Below are 17894 nucleotides of genomic sequence, written 5' to 3'. Positions count from 1 at the left end.
CCAATGTTATGATTCCTTTTCTATAGGGTAACGGGCATCTCGTTAATTTGGGCCAAGCGAAATCCCATCTGACAGCGAAATTGTTTACAGATGCGATCGCCGGTACAGCCAATGGGGGCACCACAGCGCAATTGATCCTTATGCCAACGGGGCTGACCCTGACCATCGGCCCATAGACAATTGGGACACACCTGCTCCGGGTAAAGCAGCTGATTTTCTGTCAACATGATGAGCATGACTCTCCCTCCCTTATTCTTGCGGGTGTTTAGGGCAGCGGGGCCTTGGGATCGCTATACCTTTATTATCTCACTGTTATTCTCCTAATGTTGTCATTCATATTGCCATTAGGTTGACACCCGTTTTAAGGTGGCTTCCATCAGGTCAGTGAGTTTGTGGCCAGTGGTCAAGCCGCTGGAAATAAAATATTCATTGTCATTTAACCGCCACAAATTTTCAAAACCACCCCGCCGCTTTGTATCCCCCAATAGCCAAAACCGCTGCACAATCGACTGCTCCCCAATCCAGCCTTCTCCTTCCAGACGACCTAAGGCACTGTGCTGAAGAATAAATGTATAGGTCTGATCATTGAGGGCTAATTTGCCTCGGTATTGCAGCACGATATCCGGTTGTTCAGTGTCGGCATAGCTCAATTTAGCCGCCATCACAAACCAATCATCCTGGCTATAGGTGACAAGTATCTTACCCGTTACATCGATGGGCGGGCGATCGCCACCGCGCCACTGCCCCTGTAAAAGCCATCGACCCACATCCACCAAAAATGTATGACTCACTCCCCATCCTCAGTAACCTGTACGGAACCTGTAGGAGTATTCTCTGCATGTTGACGACGAAATGCAAGCAAAAAAATCTGAAGTTTTATTCCAACCCCAAATTCCAGCCGGGGAATGGGATTGCTGGCCCCAGGGTTTATCCTAAAATCGTCCATAGGGTGTTATCTTGCTGGAGGATGAATGGTCAGTCCTGTGCCCCTATTGTCGATCATCATTCCCTGCTACAACGAAGCCACCAACCTGGAGAATCTCTTTGAGCGTTTGTTCCAAAGTTTAGAGACCCTCTCCCTCAGCTATGAAGTCATTTGTGTCAATGATGGCAGTCGGGATGATACCCTTGCTCGTTTGCTGACCTACCACCATCGCCATCCCCCCTTAAAAGTCATTAGCCTATCCCGCAATTTTGGTAAAGACATTGCCCTCACCGCTGGCATTGATCACAGTTGTGGCCAAGCCGTGGTTCCCCTAGATGCGGATCTCCAGGATCCACCGGAAGTCTTAGGGGAAATGGTGGAACTATGGCGACAGGGTTTTGATGTGGTCTATGGCACTCGCCTGCGTCGCCAGGAGAATTGGTTAAAGCGATTGACGGCCCACGGATTTTATCAAGTTTTGGGCTGGATCAGTGCCGTTCCCATACCCGCTAATACGGGGGACTTTCGCCTGATGGATCGGCGGGTTGTGGATGCCCTTCGGCAAATGCCGGAACGAAATCGGTTTATGAAAGGCCTGTTTACCTGGGTGGGGTTTCGCCAGACGGCGGTGTATTTCGATCGCCCCCGCCGTCATCGGGGCCAGACAAAGTGGAGTTATTGGCAGTTGTGGAATTTTGCCTTGAATGCCATCTTTTCCTTTAGTGTCAAGCCCCTGCAAGTGTGGATCTATATTGGTCTGTGTATTTCCACCATTGCCCTCCTCTATGCCTTTTGGTTGGTGTTGCGTACTCTCATCTATGGGGTGGATTTACCGGGATATCCCTCCTTGATGGTGGCCGTACTGTTTATGGGCGGAGTTCAGCTTTTAACCCTAGGAATTATGGGGGAGTATCTAGGACGGATCTATGAAGAAGTCAAGGGGCGACCTCTCTACCTCGTCCGCGATCGCTATGGCTTTTCTGACCCGTCCCCGGACAATGCATCAAGAGAGTGAAACCCTAGGGTGAGCGCATTGTTTTAGGGATTCTGGGCGATCGTTTGGCATCTGGGAAAAATCACCCTAAACTAGGGGTAAGGTTCAAGTATTAGCGACTAGTTAATTATTAGCGACTGAAGTACTCTGAGTGCGAGGTGTGATATGTCAGTCAAGCAACAACTTCTAATCGGCTTAAGTCTGGTCAGTCTAGGATGTCTCTGTGTCCCCAGTTCAGCATTGGCGCAAACCGCAGGGGCAGGAACTCCCAATCCCATGGAGGGGTGGCAACAAAATAATACCTCCAATGATCTCAGCAATGTTCTCAATAATGGCAGTGGCGGCCCCAGCTTCTCCATGCCCGGCCTCATCAATCAAATGCGCTTACTGGATGGTCGGGATGTCAACGAAGTGACCGCCGATCAAATGGAAAATCTAAACTCCCAGGCTGAACTGTTCCGTCAACAACAGCAACAACAGTTCCAGGGAACATCCACCTCAACGGCCCCCTAGGGGTTAGGGAGCCACCTTAAGATGGCCACATTCCCCAGGGTTCTACTGCTGGGTCTAGGGGCTTGGGGCCAAACTCTGTTTAGGCTATTGGCTGATCGGGGGTGTCAGGTTCACGGCTGGCAACGTTCCCAGGGGCCCATAACCAAAGATATGGTGGATGGTATTGACCTATTGGTGTCAGCCTTGCCCATTAAGGCGGTACGCAGTCAGGCGATCGCCCTAGAAGCTTTGGGTCTGGCAAAGTCCGTCATCTGTGTGAGTGCAACTAAGGGGCTGGAACTCTCTACCGCTGCCACCGCCGCAGATATCTGGCAGTCATTACTACCAGAGCATTCCCTAGTGGTTTTATCCGGGCCCAACCTGGCCACTGAAATTAATCAGGGTCTACCCGCCGCCGCAGTCGTTGGTGGCGATTTAGAGGTAGCCGCATCGGTGCAGAGTCTCCTTGGCAGTTCCCACTTTCGCATTTATACCAATCCCGATCTCCGGGGCGTAGAAATGGGCGGTATTTTCAAAAATGTCATTGCCATTGCCTGTGGCGTGAATGATGGCCTAGGGCTTGGGGTGAATGCTCGCTCAGCCCTGATTACCCGAGGATTACTAGAATTAGTGCGGGTGGGAACCCACTGGGGCGGCACAATGCCCACGTTTTATGGACTCTCAGGGCTTGGGGATCTCTTGGCCACCTGTACCAGTTCCCTCAGTCGCAATTACCAAGTGGGCTGGCATTTGTCCCAGGGAAAAACCATTGACGCGGCCCTAGATAGTATTATCGGCACCGCTGAAGGGGTAAATACGGCCCTGGTTTTAGTGGACTATGCCCAAACCCACCAATTACCCATACCGATTACGGCGGCTGTTGCGGCAGTCATTTGCCAAACCTTGACCCCCACCGAGGCGATCGCCCAGTTATTAGAGCGTCCCTTCAAACCAGAAGTTTATCAAAACGTAGTCTAGGTTTAATCCAGATACCCTATACAGAGCAAAAACAAAAAAACATCACCATGACTATTCGCCCGAAATTATCCTATAGTCATTTACTGTTCTATGCCTTGATCGTCGGTGTCCTAGGGGGCTTGGTTGCCACCGCCTTTTACATGGCCCTAGAGGGCGGGTTTACGATTCTTTGGGGAACCATCCCCGGTCGAGCAACAGCCTTAGAGTGGTCCCATTTGCTCCCCCACCTCTGGGCAGTAACGGCCTTGGGAGGGCTACTGGTGGGGCTATCCGTTAAATATTTTGGGGCCACCGCAGGACTCACCACCGCAGTCGAAGAAATTCATACCGATGGCAAACTGAGCTACCGTCATCTTCCCGGCATGGCCCTGGCCTCCTGGTTATCTTTGATTTTTGGCAGTAGTGCCGGCCCGGAAAGTCCCCTCATTGATATTAATGGCGGGCTGGGCAGTTGGCTGGGCGATCGCCTGAAACTTCATCCCCAGGAAACACGTATTTTGACCCTATGTGGCATGGGGGCAGGCATGGGAGTCTTTTTCTCTGCCCCCCTAGGAGCGGCCCTATTCGTCCTCGAAGTTCCCCACCGTCGTAGTTTAGAATTTTTTGAAGCGATTATTCCCACATTGCTCTCCTCGTTTTGCGGCTTTGCCATCTTTCGGGTGATCACCGGCCAAACCATTGGGGGGATTTATCGGTTTCCTAGCTATGATCAACTCCGTCCCATTGATATTTTGTCCGCTATTTTCCTTGGGGCGGTGGGGGCAGGCCTAGGCATTGTTTTTATCCAAATTCACCATGCCCTAGGGCGATTTTTACAACCCCTACAGCGGTATTCCCTTTTACTCATTACCCTAGGTGGTGCGGCGATCGGCCTCATTGCCATGGCTTTTCCCATTACCCTGTTTTATGGTGAGCATGAGATCCAGATGATTATTGACAAGGGGACAACGATTAGTGCCCACCTATTACTGACGATCGCCCTTTTTAAGCTCGTTGCCCTCAGTATTTGCCTCCATAGTGGCTTTCGCGGCGGCGTTGTTTTTCCCCTCTTTTTTGTCGGAGCCTGTCTGGGTATGGCCGTCCATCAACTTATTCCCACGATTCCCTTAGCGGTGGCCCTCGTTTGTGCCATGGCAGCAATTTCGGTGGCCATTGTCAAAAGCCCCATGGGTATGGTTGTCATCCTAACGATTATTTCCCACACGGCGATTATGCCCCTCGTCACCACCGCTGCCCTCACCAGTTATTTTTTGAGCCAGGGCTTTGCCTTTATCCCCACCCAGCGATCGCGACGGGATGCCACGGAATTTTTCTAGGGACATTTTTAATTTTTATTTGATTTTTAACGGAACTTTATTAGAAAAATCTTAAGATTCATGAGAAATTAGGGGAGAGTTGTTAAGATAGTTTACATATGACTATCCTACTTCTACTGGTTATCGGCTTGGTGTTATGGTCCGTGCGTTTATTGCAGGGTGCCTACAAGCTTCGTGACTTCTCCCTTTTGCTGGCTAGCGGCCTAGTGGCCGTGTCCGCTGGGGGTGTTATCTTTGTTTACAGTTTAATGAACGGATGTGTGGGATATCTCAGTCAGAATTATAATGCCCAAACCGGTGATGGCCCCCCTCCCATGGTCTTAGATATTGCCTTTGAGCCTCAGGGGCAAGTCTTCATTCCCTAGGTTTCTTGGCATTTACCCCCTATGAGTGAGACATCCGCCGAAATTCAAGCTCTTTTTAATCGCATTGCCCCTGTCTACGATCGCCTCAACGATCGCCTCAGTTTTGGCCTACATCGGGTCTGGAAAAAAATGGCGGTGAAATGGCTCGACCTCAGTCCCGGTCAATCGGGCCTAGATATCTGTTGTGGCAGTGGGGATTTAGCCCGGCTATTAGCCCGTGTCGTGGGGGGCCAAGGGTGCGTTGTTGGCTTAGATTTTGCCCCAGCCCAACTCGCCATTGCCCGGGAACGGAGTGGATTGTACCCGCAAATTCAGTGGCACGAGGGAGATGCCCTGGCCCTACCCTTTCCGTCCCATGCCTTTGATGGCATCACCATGGGCTATGGTTTGCGAAATTTAACGAATATCCCCCGGGCCCTAGGGGAAATGCAACGAGTCTTAAAACCTGGGGGCAAGGTCGCCATTCTGGATTTTTGCCAACCGCAAGCCCCTTGGCTCAAGGAATTTCAGGCGTGGTATTTAGATACCTTGGTTGTACCAACCGCAGAGCAGTATGGACTCAAGGAAGACTACGCCTACTTGATGCCCAGTCTCCAGCGATTTCCACCGCCACAGCAACTAATTGAGTATAGTCAAGAGGCTGGATTTAGCAATGCCACTGCTTACCCAATCGCAGCAGGCTTAATGATGGTTTTGGTTTTGCGCTGTTAAAATTCAGTTCAAAATAGCCTGCTATTCTAGACATCACCATGGCAAAACACGACTCCTCATTTCCAGCGGATCCTCGCTTTCTGTCTGGCTTGGCAGCCCTCAATCGAGAGGATTATACTCTGGCAATCGCTGCCTTTGAAGCGGTTTGGGAAACCCATGGGGATAGTTCCCAAGGGATTAAAGCCCAACTCCATTTAGTGGAAGCCTATACCAAGGCGGGGCAATTGCAGCGGGCCACTGCCCTATGTCAGGTTCTAAGCCAAAGTTCTAGGGTCAAAGTTAAAACCTGGGCCAACCGCACCCTCAATATCCTTCAAGAAAAATACAGTGATTCCCCCCCCATAGAAAGCCCCCCTGTTCTCCCCAGCCGCCATTGGACTCGCCAATCCCTGCGAACTGTCCATGGGTGGCGATTGATGGCCATTCAAGTATTAACGGTTGGGGTTATTGCCTGGCTGTTACAGCAACTCATTGTGGCGGGTCTCCCCCCATTTTTAGAGTGGATCAGCCGCTTTTGGAGTGTCCTGTGGATTCTCATTGCCTGGAAAAATTCCCTAGCTTGGGCCCTAGTTGGGGTAATCGGTTTGATTCTCCTGAGTGGATTACCCTGGTTTTGGGATCTATTTCTACGCTGGCACTACCCAATGGAAACCATGGATCTCAAGGCTCTAAGTCAATACAGCCCCGAAGCCGTCACACTCATCGGACAGTTGCCCTGGAATTGGCGACAACCGCAGCCCAAATGGGGCCGTTTAGACACCCCCATTCCCCTCATTTTTAGCTACGGCCATATCCATCGCCGGATCATTGTCAGTCAAGGGCTGCTAGACGCTTTACCTGATGGGGCCCTAGCTGGCTTGATCGGGATTGAACTGATGAATTTGCGTCGGGGCTACAATGTTCTTGCTTCCGCCATGGTTTTGACGCTGCAATTACCCTATCAATTTTATCTATGGTTTGCCGGTGCGGGCGATCGCCTCCTTCCCCAAAAGAAACAGGATCATGGGCTATTTATCCTACGGAAAATTCTGTATCTGATCCTAGGGTTAGTGGCGATCGCCAGCTATCTCATTTTTAAGGCCCTAGAAGGACTCATGTTTTGGTCAAATCGGGTACGCAACTACTACGGCGATCGCCAAGGGGCTGCCCTGACTGGAAATCCCAATGGTATTGCCACCGCCTGGTTAGAACTCATGGCCCTCACCGCCAGTACGGTCAAAGAGCAACGGCAAATGCCCGCTCTCCTTGAACGATTCACCCTTTTGCTACCCATTGATCCCTGGCTAGGAGCCATGGTGGGACGACTGCCCGTGGATTGGCCGGCGATCGTCCATTGGGATCATCACCACCCCCTGCGAGGTTGGTTGAGCTTAACCGCATCCCACCGCCCCTTTGGTAGTCGCCTCCTTGGACTGATGGCCTATGCCCGCTATTGGAACCTTGAACCCCTGTTCCACCTTGACTTTTCACCCAGATCAAAAAAATCATCCTTGCAGCGGGGATGGTTGCAACTCACCCCCTTCTGGGGAATCTCTGCCGGGTTGATATTAGCCGTTGTCTTTTGGCAATGGGGTCAATTTGCCCTCAAATCCGGTCGCCTTGCCTACCCCTTTTGGTGGTTTGGCGAGTTACCCGTGATGCTAACCGGGTTTATCACCATTGGTTTGGGCCTGGGAATATTGCTACGGATTAATGCCAACTATCCCACCCTGCGGCCCACCTCAGAGATGGGGCCACCCCTAAGTCAACTCCTAGGGCGATCCCTGGCCCTACCCCTAGATAGTTCAGCGGTACAGCTTCAAGGGCGACTGTTGGGCCCCCTTGGTCTGAGAAACTGCCTGGGTCAAAATCTCTTTTTAGACAGTCCCTTTGGCCTGTGGCGATTACGTTGCCTGGCGTGGTGGGGCCCTCTCTGGCACGTAACTATCCTGGGTCAACCCTCTCCCCAGCGTTGGTTAGGCAAAATTGTTACCCTGCGGGGATGGTTTCGCCGCAGCTATTGTCCATGGGTCGAAGTGGATCGCCTCTCCTGTGTTACAGAAACAAAGGACGACCGGCCCTACCTTCGCTGCGGCGCACCCTACTGGGCCACGTTGATCGCCTTCATCCTGATCATCTATGGAATACTCACGTTTTGGGGGCTATGAATTAAAGTTATTGGGTAACTAGGTAAGTAAACATATCAGGCAACTCATGTGCTGCTACTTTTATTGTGGTCGGGCCTGCTGATCTTCAGTGAACTTTGGGGGTCGGCCCTTCTGGGATGGTTCTCCCCAGTTATTTGCCGTTGCGCCCCTAGGTATCTACTGCTTTCTGTCTGGGTTGGCCTCCTGAGCTATGCCATCATTCTCCTCGGTCTTTCCTTGGTATGGCCCCTATCCCTCCCCCTAGGCTTAGCCGTTGCTGTTTTAGGGAGTTGCGGCAGCCTAGCCCTACCCCACACCCGCCGCCACCTCTACCACCATTATCATCGGTTGTCCGGGGGGCATTGGTTGGGAATCCTGGGTCTGGGGGGATTGGCCAGTATGTATGCCAGTCGCACTATGGTGAGCCTCACGCCGAGTATCTATGATTTAGGACTCTATCATTTTGGCTTGATTCAATGGTTATCGGATTACGGCACGGTTCCAGGATTGGGATTAATTCACCAACGATTTACCTTCACCTCCGCCTGGTTTTCCTTAGCGGCTGTATTCAACCATGGGGTACTTCAGGGACGGGTCTATAGCTTTTTGGGTGGTTTTGTTTTTTGGTTATTTCTGTTGCAGTTCAGTTTAACGATTGCCAAACTCTGGCGGAGAAAGCCGTCTAGTATCCCCCAGTGGGTTGATTGGTTTAACTTGAGCTTTCTATGCCTTGTATTGCCCTCCATTTTGCGTTGGGAGATGCCCATAACCGCAACCCCTGATTTTCCAGTCATTTTATTAGTCCTTCTTATCGTGCAGGTGGGGAATCTCTTAATAACAAAATATCGATTTCTTAAAAACGATCCAATGCCAACGGGACTTTTGTTGGGTTTAGCTGCGGCTACGGTTGCCCTAAAATTAAGTGCCTTTCCTCTCCTTTTTGGGGCCCTAGGTCTCCATGGGTATCTCAAATCATGGCAATGGCGGCGGCTGCAAATCCTGAAAGTGAGTATGGTGATTGCCATGCCGCTGCTCATCTGGTTGGGGGTTAATCTGGTGACATCGGGGTGTATTGCTTTCCCCGCCCTACCGATTTGTTTACCCGTGTCCTGGGGACTCAGGGCTGAGGATGGGACAATGATCACCCAAGCAATTCGCGAATGGGCCCAGTGGTCGGGCCCTAAACCGGAAAATGCTGGCTTTTGGCTGCTCCATTGGTTTCTTTACGAAGGGGAGGCAGCCTTTTTAACCCTTTGGACTATGGTGGTGTTGACCTTAGGTTTAGGTCGGGGCTATGGCCGCCCATCCCAATCCCTTTGGATTGGCAGTGTTGCCTTAGGCGGTATGGCATTTGTGTTGATCTCCGCCCCCACCCTTAGATTTGGCTTAGGTTACTTCGTTTTATTGCCGAGTTTAATGGTGGCTGATGTCTGTCACCGGCGATCGCCCCTAGGGGGATTGACAATCGTGGCCCTATCCCTATTAGCCATGGATCTATGGATGGGGGTCAGTCCATGGCGATGGGAGTTGATTGGGATTGTTTTAGCCATCAATGCCCTTGTTTACCTCTCCAAGCGACCCATAGTATCCCGGACGTTATTTTTCCTGGGTCTCAGCATTTTGGCCGTCTATCAACTCAATGTACTGGCAGAAACCCTGTACTTGTCTCCCCACCTGGAGCTTGATCAAGAACAGGGGGGCGATCGCTGGTGGCGGCCTGCTCTTTTACCGACTCCCCCCTTAATGCAGCACCAGACCGCAACCTTTGCCTACGTTACACCAGCCCAAGGAGATACCTGCTGGTATGCCCCCCTGCCTTGCACCCCCAACTTAAGCCGCAGTCCCGTGGAATTGAAGGATACCCGCCGAGGATTTAGGGGCGGATTTCAGGCTCCATAAGGCTCAATAGTTTTTCTGGCCCCTGTCGTCCCCAGAGATACCCTTGGCGTAGATAGCTCTCTAAACGGCGACGGAGTTGGACATGGCCCCAGGCGACAATACCCGCTTGCAGAAAGGAGGCTGACCAAAACCCCTGGGTTTCTCCGGGAAGACTGAAAAAATGCTCACCCCAACCAACTAAGTACAGCAAAGATAGGGCAAAAAACATTGTACTCATTAACGTCTTAGCTTGATGCAGGGGTAGGGGGATGGCATAGCCTTGACACAATCGCCGAATTAACAGGAGATAGCCTAGGAGACCCCAAAGAATATCCAGACCATTCCAGGGACAGATCATGACTAAACCCACCTGGAAGCCGAGCAGGGGAACAAGACGTTGGTGGAGTACGGGGGTTTTGGCTTCCCCTAGGGCAGATCCCAGCTTTTTTTCAAGAGCGATCGCCCGTTCCAGGATGTGGCGGGCCCGACGATGGGGGGCATCCTGCTGTACCCAGGTGGCGATCGCGCAGTTGAGGCTTTCTAGACCTGGATGGGGCGGATTGGTTTTCTGGGTCGTTAGAAAAATAGGTAGCTGATACTGCAAAATACTGGCTAAACCGGCCGTTGTCATTTGTTGGGTTAATTTTTCCGCTGTCCAGTCCGGGTAGAGATCCTGTTTATTGGCCACAAGAAAAAGCGGTAAGTTTTGCCCCTGGAGTTGACCGAGGGCTTCCAGTTCGCGATCGCCCAAGGGGCCTGCTGTCACAAAAAGGATGAGATCGGCGGCTTCCGTGGTTGCCCAGGCCATCTCTGCTTGCTGATTGCCGGCGACTTCATCTAAGCCTGGGGTATCGGTTAAATCCACGGGATAGTGCTGCTCGCCAATTCTTACCTGCCAACGCACGGTGCGGGGCCATTGGGTGACACCGTGGAGCGGCCCCACGGGAAAAACGGGTTCACCATACAGGGCATTTAACAGGGCCGACTTGCCACGACTCACCTGGCCCAAAACACTGATTTGCCATACAGGATTGCCAAGGCGATCGCCCAAGCGATATAACTCCGCCCATTCATCCAGAAATTCAGCGTGGTAGGTTTCATGCCAAGCGACTAATTCCCCTAAACAGGTTAGGGTCAGTCCCAGAGGATCCGCCCTGAGGGAGTTGGGCTGACCCCCATCACACTTGTCCATTCAAACCCAAAAGTGGTTGCAACTTCACTTGGGCCAAAATCTGCTCAATACTGCGGCGCAAATGCCCCCGACTCTGGGGGGATTCATTGGCAGGGAGGCTTTGAAAATGCTCAATCAAGCTCAGACCACTCACCTGAATTAAATAGGCGGCACTGGCTCCCTGCAAGCAACTGCCCGCCAGATAGGTGAGACTATTCCCCTTCAGCCAATGGAGTAGGGACTGGCTGCCCACTTCGATCGCCCCCAACTGCACCAATAATTGCAAAAGCTCCTTGGCTAGGGGTTGGGCCTGGGTCAAACTAAACTGTCGCTGATAAATTTGCCCCAGTTCCAGGGTTAGCCGCACCAACAATCCCCCCGTCACCACTAAATCCAACAGGGGAATGGGATTAATGGCCGCTGCTCCTGCCCCTAACCACTGATACCGCTGAATAACCGGCAAGGCGCGATCGCGACGGCTTTGATCTAGGGCGATTTTGGCTTGGTTCTGTACCGCATTGGCCTGACGATGGGCCGACGCTAAAATCAAGGCAGTTCGTTCCTGAGCCAGAATTTGCCGCAATCCGGTGACAACGGGGGCAATGGTTTCAACGGCTATGGCAGGAGAATGGGGGGGCAGATTCAGGGAAATCAGGGTTCCTAGATAGCTGATCCCCTGAAGTCGTTGCCCTAGGGCCTGTTTCACTTGGATCAGATCCGCCGGATGGGAGAGACTAAATTGATTCCACACCAGGACTAGCCGTTGTCCGTAACGATGCAGTACCTCCAGGAATTCCACTTCCGTGGCCGTCAAATCCCCATTGATCATAAATAATACTAAATCCACCGTGGGCGGCGCGGCTAAGGTTCCTTGCTGAAATTGGCAATCGCCTAAATTGGCTGCCTCTAAACCCTCCTGGAGACGCTGTTTTCCCACCCCTGGTAAGCCCAAAATTCCAATGCTTAGGGTGGTGCGCTCTAAATCTGCTTGAATCCGTTGGCATTGGCGATGGAGGTTGTGCCGTTCCTGCGGGTTGGCAATTTCTTCTAGGGTTGTTTCCGTTGCCCTTAAACTTGCACGGATATGGGCCGAACTGAGGGGCAGGTTAGGTGTTGAATCCGTTTTGGGTATGGATTGGGGCGATCTCAACCACCAGTAGCCAACAGCCCCGACTCCGCCCAGGATCAGGAACCATGAATCAAGGCCAACATCTAATCGGGCAAATGCCACCATCAAAATAAGCCCAAGAGCAAGAGACCAAGGCAACATTTTGTAAACTCAGTAACAATCCTCTAGAACATAGCCTATCAGCAACCCGTAACCGACTCCAGCCCATCAACCTGTGGATAAGGACTCCCGATAGGCCGCATATACCCCCTGGACGTTGTACCAGTTTAGGAAAATACGGGCAACTTCGGAGGCAACCTGGGGTTTACCCCGATCAATGAGCCATTGCAGTAAGGGTGCTAGGGTTTTTTCATTTAAGCTGCCGCCAAAGGACAGCCCCCCCCAGAGCAGACGATGGAGCCAGGTCATTTGAATCATTAAACGAACATCCCAGGTGGGATGCTTTTGATAAAATAAGACCCCCATCCGCCCCCGTTGAATTTCCTTCTCGATAAGATGAGGAATTTGATCCAGGGTAAAGGGAGGATGCCAATGATACCCTACCGCCTTTGGACATTTGATTAGTTTTAAGCCTAAGGCCTTGAGCCTGACCCCCAACTCCAGATCCTCCCAGCCATAGAGTTGAAACTGGGGATCAAACAGTCCCGCGGTTTCTAGCCAATGCTTGGGAATAGCCACATTGCCAGTGGCAAAAAAAGCTGCCGAAAAGTCTGTTATCTTATAGGGTTCCGCCGTTGGATTCTCAAAGTTAGAGGTATTAATGACGGCTCCATAGGTGAAACAGCGATCGCTCCCCAGAGTTCGCTGGGCCTCCAGTAGGGCTTCCCCGTGACATTGCAGGAAGTTTTTCAAAACCACTAAATCACTATCAATAAAGACAATAATGTCTCCCTGGGACTGCTGAATCCCCAAGTTACGGGCAATGGCCGGGCCACCATGTTCCTGCTGCAACAGACGCACATGGGGAACTTCAGAGGAATGCTCCATCAGCCAAGGGATCGTTTCATCCGTGGAGCCATCATCCACCACAATCACCTCATAGTCAGTGATCTGGGGGTGATTCAATTGCTGGTTTTCCAGGGCTATCAGACACTTTTGTAAAATGGGTAGGCGGTTATAGGTGGGAATAACAACAGATAAAAACACGGGTCAGACACCTTGGGTGATGAGATGCGGTGATTGGATAGTGATTAGATATAGCGTAGCAAGAGTGACCCAAACTAGGGGACTGGATTCCCTTCACCTTAGTGAAGAAGTCGAGCGTCCCGCTCAATTTTCGGTAAGCTATTTACCATGGCAACCATTTTTGCACTACGCAACACGTATTCAAGGAATACCTTTCTGGACAGGGGGAGATGCCCCAGAGATCGCCAGGAAATAGATTGCTACCCTAACAGGGTACAGATGAAACTAAGGTCACTACGAGGTCACCATGGCAGATAGTAAACGCCTGTACATTGTCCTAATCAGTGTCCATGGATTGATTCGGGGGCAAAATCTAGAACTTGGCAGGGATGCCGATACCGGCGGTCAAACTAAATATGTGGTTGAATTGGCCCAAGTCCTTTCCCAGCACCCCGACGTGGAACGGGTCGATTTATTTACCCGTCTGGTCAATGATCATAAAGTCAGTCCAGACTACGCCGAACCCGTGGAAATGCTCAACGACCGGGCCCGAATTATCCGCATTAACTGTGGTCCCCGGCGTTATTTACGCAAGGAAGTTCTCTGGCCCTATTTAGATGTTTTTGCCGATGAACTGCTTCGCCATGTTCGCCAAAGTGGTCGCATGCCCGATGTGATCCATAGTCACTATGCCGATGCAGGGTATGTGGGCTGTCGCGTGGCAGGATGGTTAGGGGTTCCCCTCATTCATACGGGCCACTCCCTAGGCCGGGTCAAACGCCAACGAATGCTAGATAATGGCTCCAAACCCGAGGCGATCGAAGAACAATATCACTTCAAAACCCGCATTGAAGCCGAAGAAACCACCCTAGCCAGTGCCGCCGTGGTCATTGCCAGTACCCACCAAGAAGTGGATGATCAATACCGGGTTTACGATAACTATTCACCCCATCGCATGGCGGTGATCCCCCCCGGTGTAGATACAAAACGTTTTTATCCCATAAAAATATTAGACCAGCCACCGCCAATTTTCCAGGATTTAAGTCGATTTCTGAACCAACCCTATAAACCCTTTATTCTTTGTCTTTCTCGGCCCGTCCCCCGCAAAAATGTATCGGCCCTTGTGAAAGTCTACGGGGAAGATCGGGAATTACAAGAACGGGCTAATCTGGTGTTGATTTTGGGGAATCGCACCGACATTAGTAAAATGGAAGCCAGTCCGCGGCAGGTGTTTGGTGAACTATTTTCCCTCATCGATCGCTATGATCTCTATGGTCGCGTGGCCTACCCTAAGGCCCACAGTAGTGATGATGTCCCCGACCTCTACCGCCTTGCCGCCCAGCAGCAGGGTATTTTTATCAATCCAGCCCTGACCGAACCCTTTGGCCTGACCCTCATTGAAGCGGCCGCCTGTGGTTTACCCGTATTAGCGACCGCTGACGGGGGCCCCCGAGATATTTTGGGTAATTGTGATAATGGCTTGCTCTTTGATCCCCTGGATCCCAAGGATATTCGCCGCGCCCTCCATGCCGCCTTTGCCGATCAGGTGCAATGGCAAACCTGGGCAGCCAATGGCTTAAAAGGGATAGAAACCCACTACTCATGGAAGAGTCATGTGGAGAACTATCTCGCTAAGATTGAAACCCTGGCCCAGAAATCCGTCATTTCCATCTTGAGTCCCCGCCGCACGGAGCCAGAAATCTGGGCAACCCCTGCCTCCGCCGCACCTCCATCGGTGAGTACGAGTCGCAATCGCCTCCTGGATCTGGATCGGTTGCTCATTAGCGATATTGATAACACCCTAATTGGTGATAAAGATGCCCTTATTGCCTTAATGGAGGAGATTGCAAAGCATCCCGGTATGGGGTTTGGGGTGGCCACGGGGCGACATATTGAAAGTACCTTAATGGTGCTAGAGGAATGGGGCGTGCCCCTACCAGATGTCTTAATTACGTCCGTGGGAAGTGAAATTCACTATGGCCCCCAGTTAGTTCCGGATACCAGTTGGCAGCAACATATTAACTATCGCTGGCAACCCCAACGGGTACAGCAGGTCATGAATAATATGGCTGGAATTGTCCTACAGCCTAAGGTTAATCAACGCCGCCACAAAATTAGTTACATCGTGGATCCAGCGGCTGCTCCAGAAATTGATCAGGTTCTGCGCTATTTACGGCAGCAGAAATTACAGGTGCGGGGTATTTTTTCCCATGAACAATTCCTAGATATTTTGCCCTTACGGGCATCGAAGGGGGATGCATTGCGCTATTTTGCCCTGAAGTGGGGATACCCCCTGAAAAAGCTATTAGTTGCGGGGGACTCTGGTAATGATGAGCAGATGCTCACGGGGAATACTCTGGCGGTGGTGGTGGGCAATCACAGTCCTGAATTAGAAAAATTGCGCGATCGCTCGGATATTTACTTTGCTGATGGTCATTATTCTTGGGGAATTTTAGAAGCTCTACGCCACTATAATTTTTAGCTTAATCGGTGGGAGAGCTACGCACTGCACGGAAATTTCAGGTATAGGCATAGGTATCTAGGGAAGGGGTGGTTGGAGTTGCTGCCATTGCTGCCGGTGATGGACTGACACTGGGTAGCAAGCTGGTGCGGAAGCGGGGGCGATCGCTGTGGATAAATTCGGCAATAAAGGCCGTAGCATTGTTGGTTAAAACATTAACCATGGGATGTAAGCCAAAGAATATACCAGCGGTGGTGACGGCCAAGTTGGGAATGCAAATTATCGCCGCGTTTTGATAGGTCATTTCTAGGGCATGGCGGGCAATGGCGATCGCCACTAATAATAGATTCCAGTTAGGTTCCAATAGGACGATGGTTTTTGCTTCCAGATGAATTTCCTCTGGATTGATATGAATGGAAATCCAGCCCTCAGGCACAGAATGGGAAGAGTCGGGAGACTGAATCAGACCCACCTTGCGCTGGCAGCCCTGAAGATAGGTAACAAGCTGGGGCCAGGTTTCCGTCGTCACAACCTCAACGCCCCCTAGGTTCCCAAGCAGGGATTGATCCCCTGATTCTGCCCCCAAAAGATAGAGCTTGAGGCCCTGCTGGCGTAGCTTTTCCAAGACATCTTTCATTTGCTCTGGTTCTGGGAGGGGACTACTTAAATCAATGATCAGGGTATCCAGTTGGGCAAGTTTTTCCAGGGTTCCGGCGGTGGGCAGATAAATCCCTTCTTGGGCTGCAAAAATTTGTGCCGATAGCATCACCGTTCGTAACGAGAGTTGAATGCCACTGCCAAAATCCAATTGCATCGGGGCGATCGCCGGGCCGTAGGCTCCCACCACACCAAAAATGGCCACACTCAGGGCTAACACCGGAATGACGGCTTGGAGCGCAAATTCTCCCTGGGCCTTTGCAATCTCAGTATCGTAGACAGGTTCTGATTGAATCAGTTCCGTAACCAAGCCCACCCGAGTCTGCCATCCGGTACGTTTTGCCTGAATCTGAATTGCCCCTTCAAGGACTTGACTACCGGCATAGATGGAATCTCCGGGGCGACATAATACAACGGTGGCAAATTCCCCTAGATGGGCCGGTGTGAGTTGGGCGATTCCCTCAATAATGCAGCCATCGGCAGGAACCAAGTCCCCTGGATTCAACCAGATGTAATCCCCCGCTTCTAAGTCCTGAATTTCAATTTTTTGGCGATCGCCCTGACGTTCAATTTTTAGGTGACTATGGTGTTCTAACAAGAGACTGGGATAGTATTGCAGATCATGACGGGTGTGGCGATCGCGGAGGTCAGCCCGGGTTCCCACCAGACCTGTTTTGAAGGCGGGAGCCATAAACTGACCATTGACCGTATGGAGCGCAATCCAGAGGGAATCCAAGAGTTCAACACTGGGTCGCTGCTTGTGAACAATATGATCGCCAGTTCGATGAAACCAGGGCCAAGCACTGGCTAACACCGCTGCCCCCACAACCACCGCCGGTAGTTCAAAGGGAACCGTCAGCAGGGACATACTCACGGCAATAAAGGGTAAACCCAACCGTTCCCAATCCGTCTCTAGGCGGGCATCGGCTCCAATTTGCGACTCCCAGACATCAACGGCCTTGGCTTCGGCACCGCCAGCCCCAGGGGGGAGCGCACTCGGTGTGGCGATCTCTGCTTTTTCAATACACTTAAATAGCTTTGACTGAACCGTTGCCCCTGAGAGTAGGCCCAATTGATATTCAACGATTAGAGAAGCGGCTTGACGATTAATGCGAACTTGACGAACCAAGGCTAAGGACAAAACCAATTGCTGTAAGATTTGCCCATACTGGCGATCGCGGCGTAGACGCGGCACATGGATACGGAATCGACCTGGAGAGGCATGGACAACTTGGTAATTCATGGGCAGTTGAAATACATCAAGGTGGCCTAGATCGGGGACGTGAGTACAATGGCAGATGAGATCAATGGGACATCATTCAGGTTTCTCACCTAATCGACACTTTAGCTTGTTCCCCGTAGAGTTGACCAGTCACGGCATTTTTTCATCACTAGCGCAATTATTGCCTACCTGGTTAAGCTGTCATTCCTGAATCAACGGTTGGGTTAATCCCCAGAAAATAAAGCCACAGAAAATGGTAATCACCCCAAGGGGCTGACCTCTGGCGGTCGGTCGGCCGTTTTTGTAAATAAAGTTTATATTAGGAGGCGTAAGGGCTTAATATT

Annotated in this window: 15 protein-coding genes; 9 read left to right on the top strand and 6 right to left on the bottom strand. The window is 51.4% G+C overall.

Going from position 1 to position 17894, the window contains the following annotated elements; all coding sequences use genetic code 11:
• Positions 1-20: 20 nt before the first annotated feature.
• A complete protein-coding gene (locus tag L3556_RS14235; protein ID WP_277867999.1) occupies positions 21-236 on the bottom strand; it encodes a hypothetical protein in 216 nt (71 codons plus the stop codon).
• Between the two features lie 108 nt (positions 237-344).
• Positions 345-791: a hypothetical protein gene (locus L3556_RS14230; protein WP_277867998.1), complete on the bottom strand. Its 447-nt coding sequence runs from the start codon at positions 789-791 to the stop codon at positions 345-347.
• Between the two features lie 180 nt (positions 792-971).
• Between L3556_RS14230 and L3556_RS14225 the strand changes: the two genes are divergently transcribed.
• From L3556_RS14225 to L3556_RS14190, 8 genes are all read left to right on the top strand, one after another.
• Entirely contained in the window at positions 972-1940 is a 969-nt protein-coding gene (locus L3556_RS14225; RefSeq protein WP_277867997.1) for a glycosyltransferase family 2 protein, read from the top strand.
• 144 nt (positions 1941-2084) lie between these two features.
• Entirely contained in the window at positions 2085-2432 is a 348-nt protein-coding gene (locus tag L3556_RS14220; protein ID WP_277867996.1) for a hypothetical protein, read from the top strand.
• A 21-nt stretch (positions 2433-2453) separates the two neighbouring features.
• The gene (locus L3556_RS14215; protein ID WP_277867995.1) at positions 2454-3389 is read left to right on the top strand and encodes an NAD(P)H-dependent glycerol-3-phosphate dehydrogenase; all 936 of its coding nucleotides are present in this window, start codon (positions 2454-2456) and stop codon (positions 3387-3389) included.
• A gap of 47 nt (positions 3390-3436) precedes the next feature.
• Positions 3437-4705: a chloride channel protein gene (locus tag L3556_RS14210; RefSeq protein ID WP_277867994.1), complete on the top strand. Its 1269-nt coding sequence runs from the start codon at positions 3437-3439 to the stop codon at positions 4703-4705.
• 98 nt (positions 4706-4803) lie between these two features.
• Entirely contained in the window at positions 4804-5070 is a 267-nt protein-coding gene (locus L3556_RS14205; protein ID WP_277867993.1) for a hypothetical protein, read from the top strand.
• A gap of 21 nt (positions 5071-5091) precedes the next feature.
• Entirely contained in the window at positions 5092-5781 is a 690-nt protein-coding gene (gene ubiE / locus L3556_RS14200; RefSeq protein ID WP_277867992.1) for a bifunctional demethylmenaquinone methyltransferase/2-methoxy-6-polyprenyl-1,4-benzoquinol methylase UbiE, read from the top strand.
• Positions 5782-5819: 38 nt separating this feature from the next.
• Positions 5820-7928, top strand: coding sequence for a M48 family metalloprotease (locus L3556_RS14195; protein WP_277867991.1), 2109 nt, complete (start codon positions 5820-5822; stop codon positions 7926-7928).
• Positions 7929-7976: 48 nt separating this feature from the next.
• Positions 7977-9806, top strand: coding sequence for an LIC_10190 family membrane protein (locus L3556_RS14190; RefSeq protein ID WP_277867990.1), 1830 nt, complete (start codon positions 7977-7979; stop codon positions 9804-9806).
• Here L3556_RS14190 and L3556_RS14185 read toward each other — a convergent pair.
• The 3 genes from L3556_RS14185 to L3556_RS14175 all read right to left on the bottom strand — a co-directional run bounded on the left by L3556_RS14185 (position 9781) and on the right by L3556_RS14175 (position 13231).
• Entirely contained in the window at positions 9781-10977 is a 1197-nt protein-coding gene (locus L3556_RS14185) for an Era-like GTP-binding protein (RefSeq protein WP_277867989.1), read from the bottom strand. The genes L3556_RS14190 and L3556_RS14185 overlap by 26 nt on opposite strands.
• Positions 10964-12190 carry a DUF697 domain-containing protein gene (locus L3556_RS14180; protein ID WP_277867988.1) on the bottom strand — a complete coding sequence of 409 codons (1227 nt, stop codon included), beginning with the start codon at positions 12188-12190 and terminating at the stop codon, positions 10964-10966. The genes L3556_RS14185 and L3556_RS14180 overlap by 14 nt, the downstream gene beginning before the upstream one ends.
• Before the next feature lie 102 nt (positions 12191-12292).
• A complete protein-coding gene (locus L3556_RS14175; RefSeq protein WP_277867987.1) occupies positions 12293-13231 on the bottom strand; it encodes a glycosyltransferase family 2 protein in 939 nt (312 codons plus the stop codon).
• 286 nt (positions 13232-13517) lie between these two features.
• Between L3556_RS14175 and L3556_RS14170 the strand changes: the two genes are divergently transcribed.
• A complete protein-coding gene (locus L3556_RS14170) occupies positions 13518-15692 on the top strand; it encodes an HAD-IIB family hydrolase (RefSeq protein ID WP_277867986.1) in 2175 nt (724 codons plus the stop codon).
• Between the two features lie 37 nt (positions 15693-15729).
• Here the strand turns inward: L3556_RS14170 and L3556_RS14165 are convergent, their stop codons facing one another.
• Complete coding sequence (locus tag L3556_RS14165; protein WP_277867985.1) at positions 15730-17571, bottom strand: P-type ATPase actuator domain-containing protein; 1842 nt, start codon at positions 17569-17571, stop codon at positions 15730-15732.
• Between the last annotated feature and the right edge of the window lie 323 nt (positions 17572-17894).

It is taken from the genome of Candidatus Synechococcus calcipolaris G9, from assembly GCF_029582805.1.
Lineage (GTDB): Bacteria > Cyanobacteriota > Cyanobacteriia > Thermosynechococcales > Thermosynechococcaceae > Synechococcus_F > Synechococcus_F calcipolaris.
Note: the sequence above shows the minus strand (reverse complement) of the source record. Positions and strands in the feature narration are given on the sequence as shown.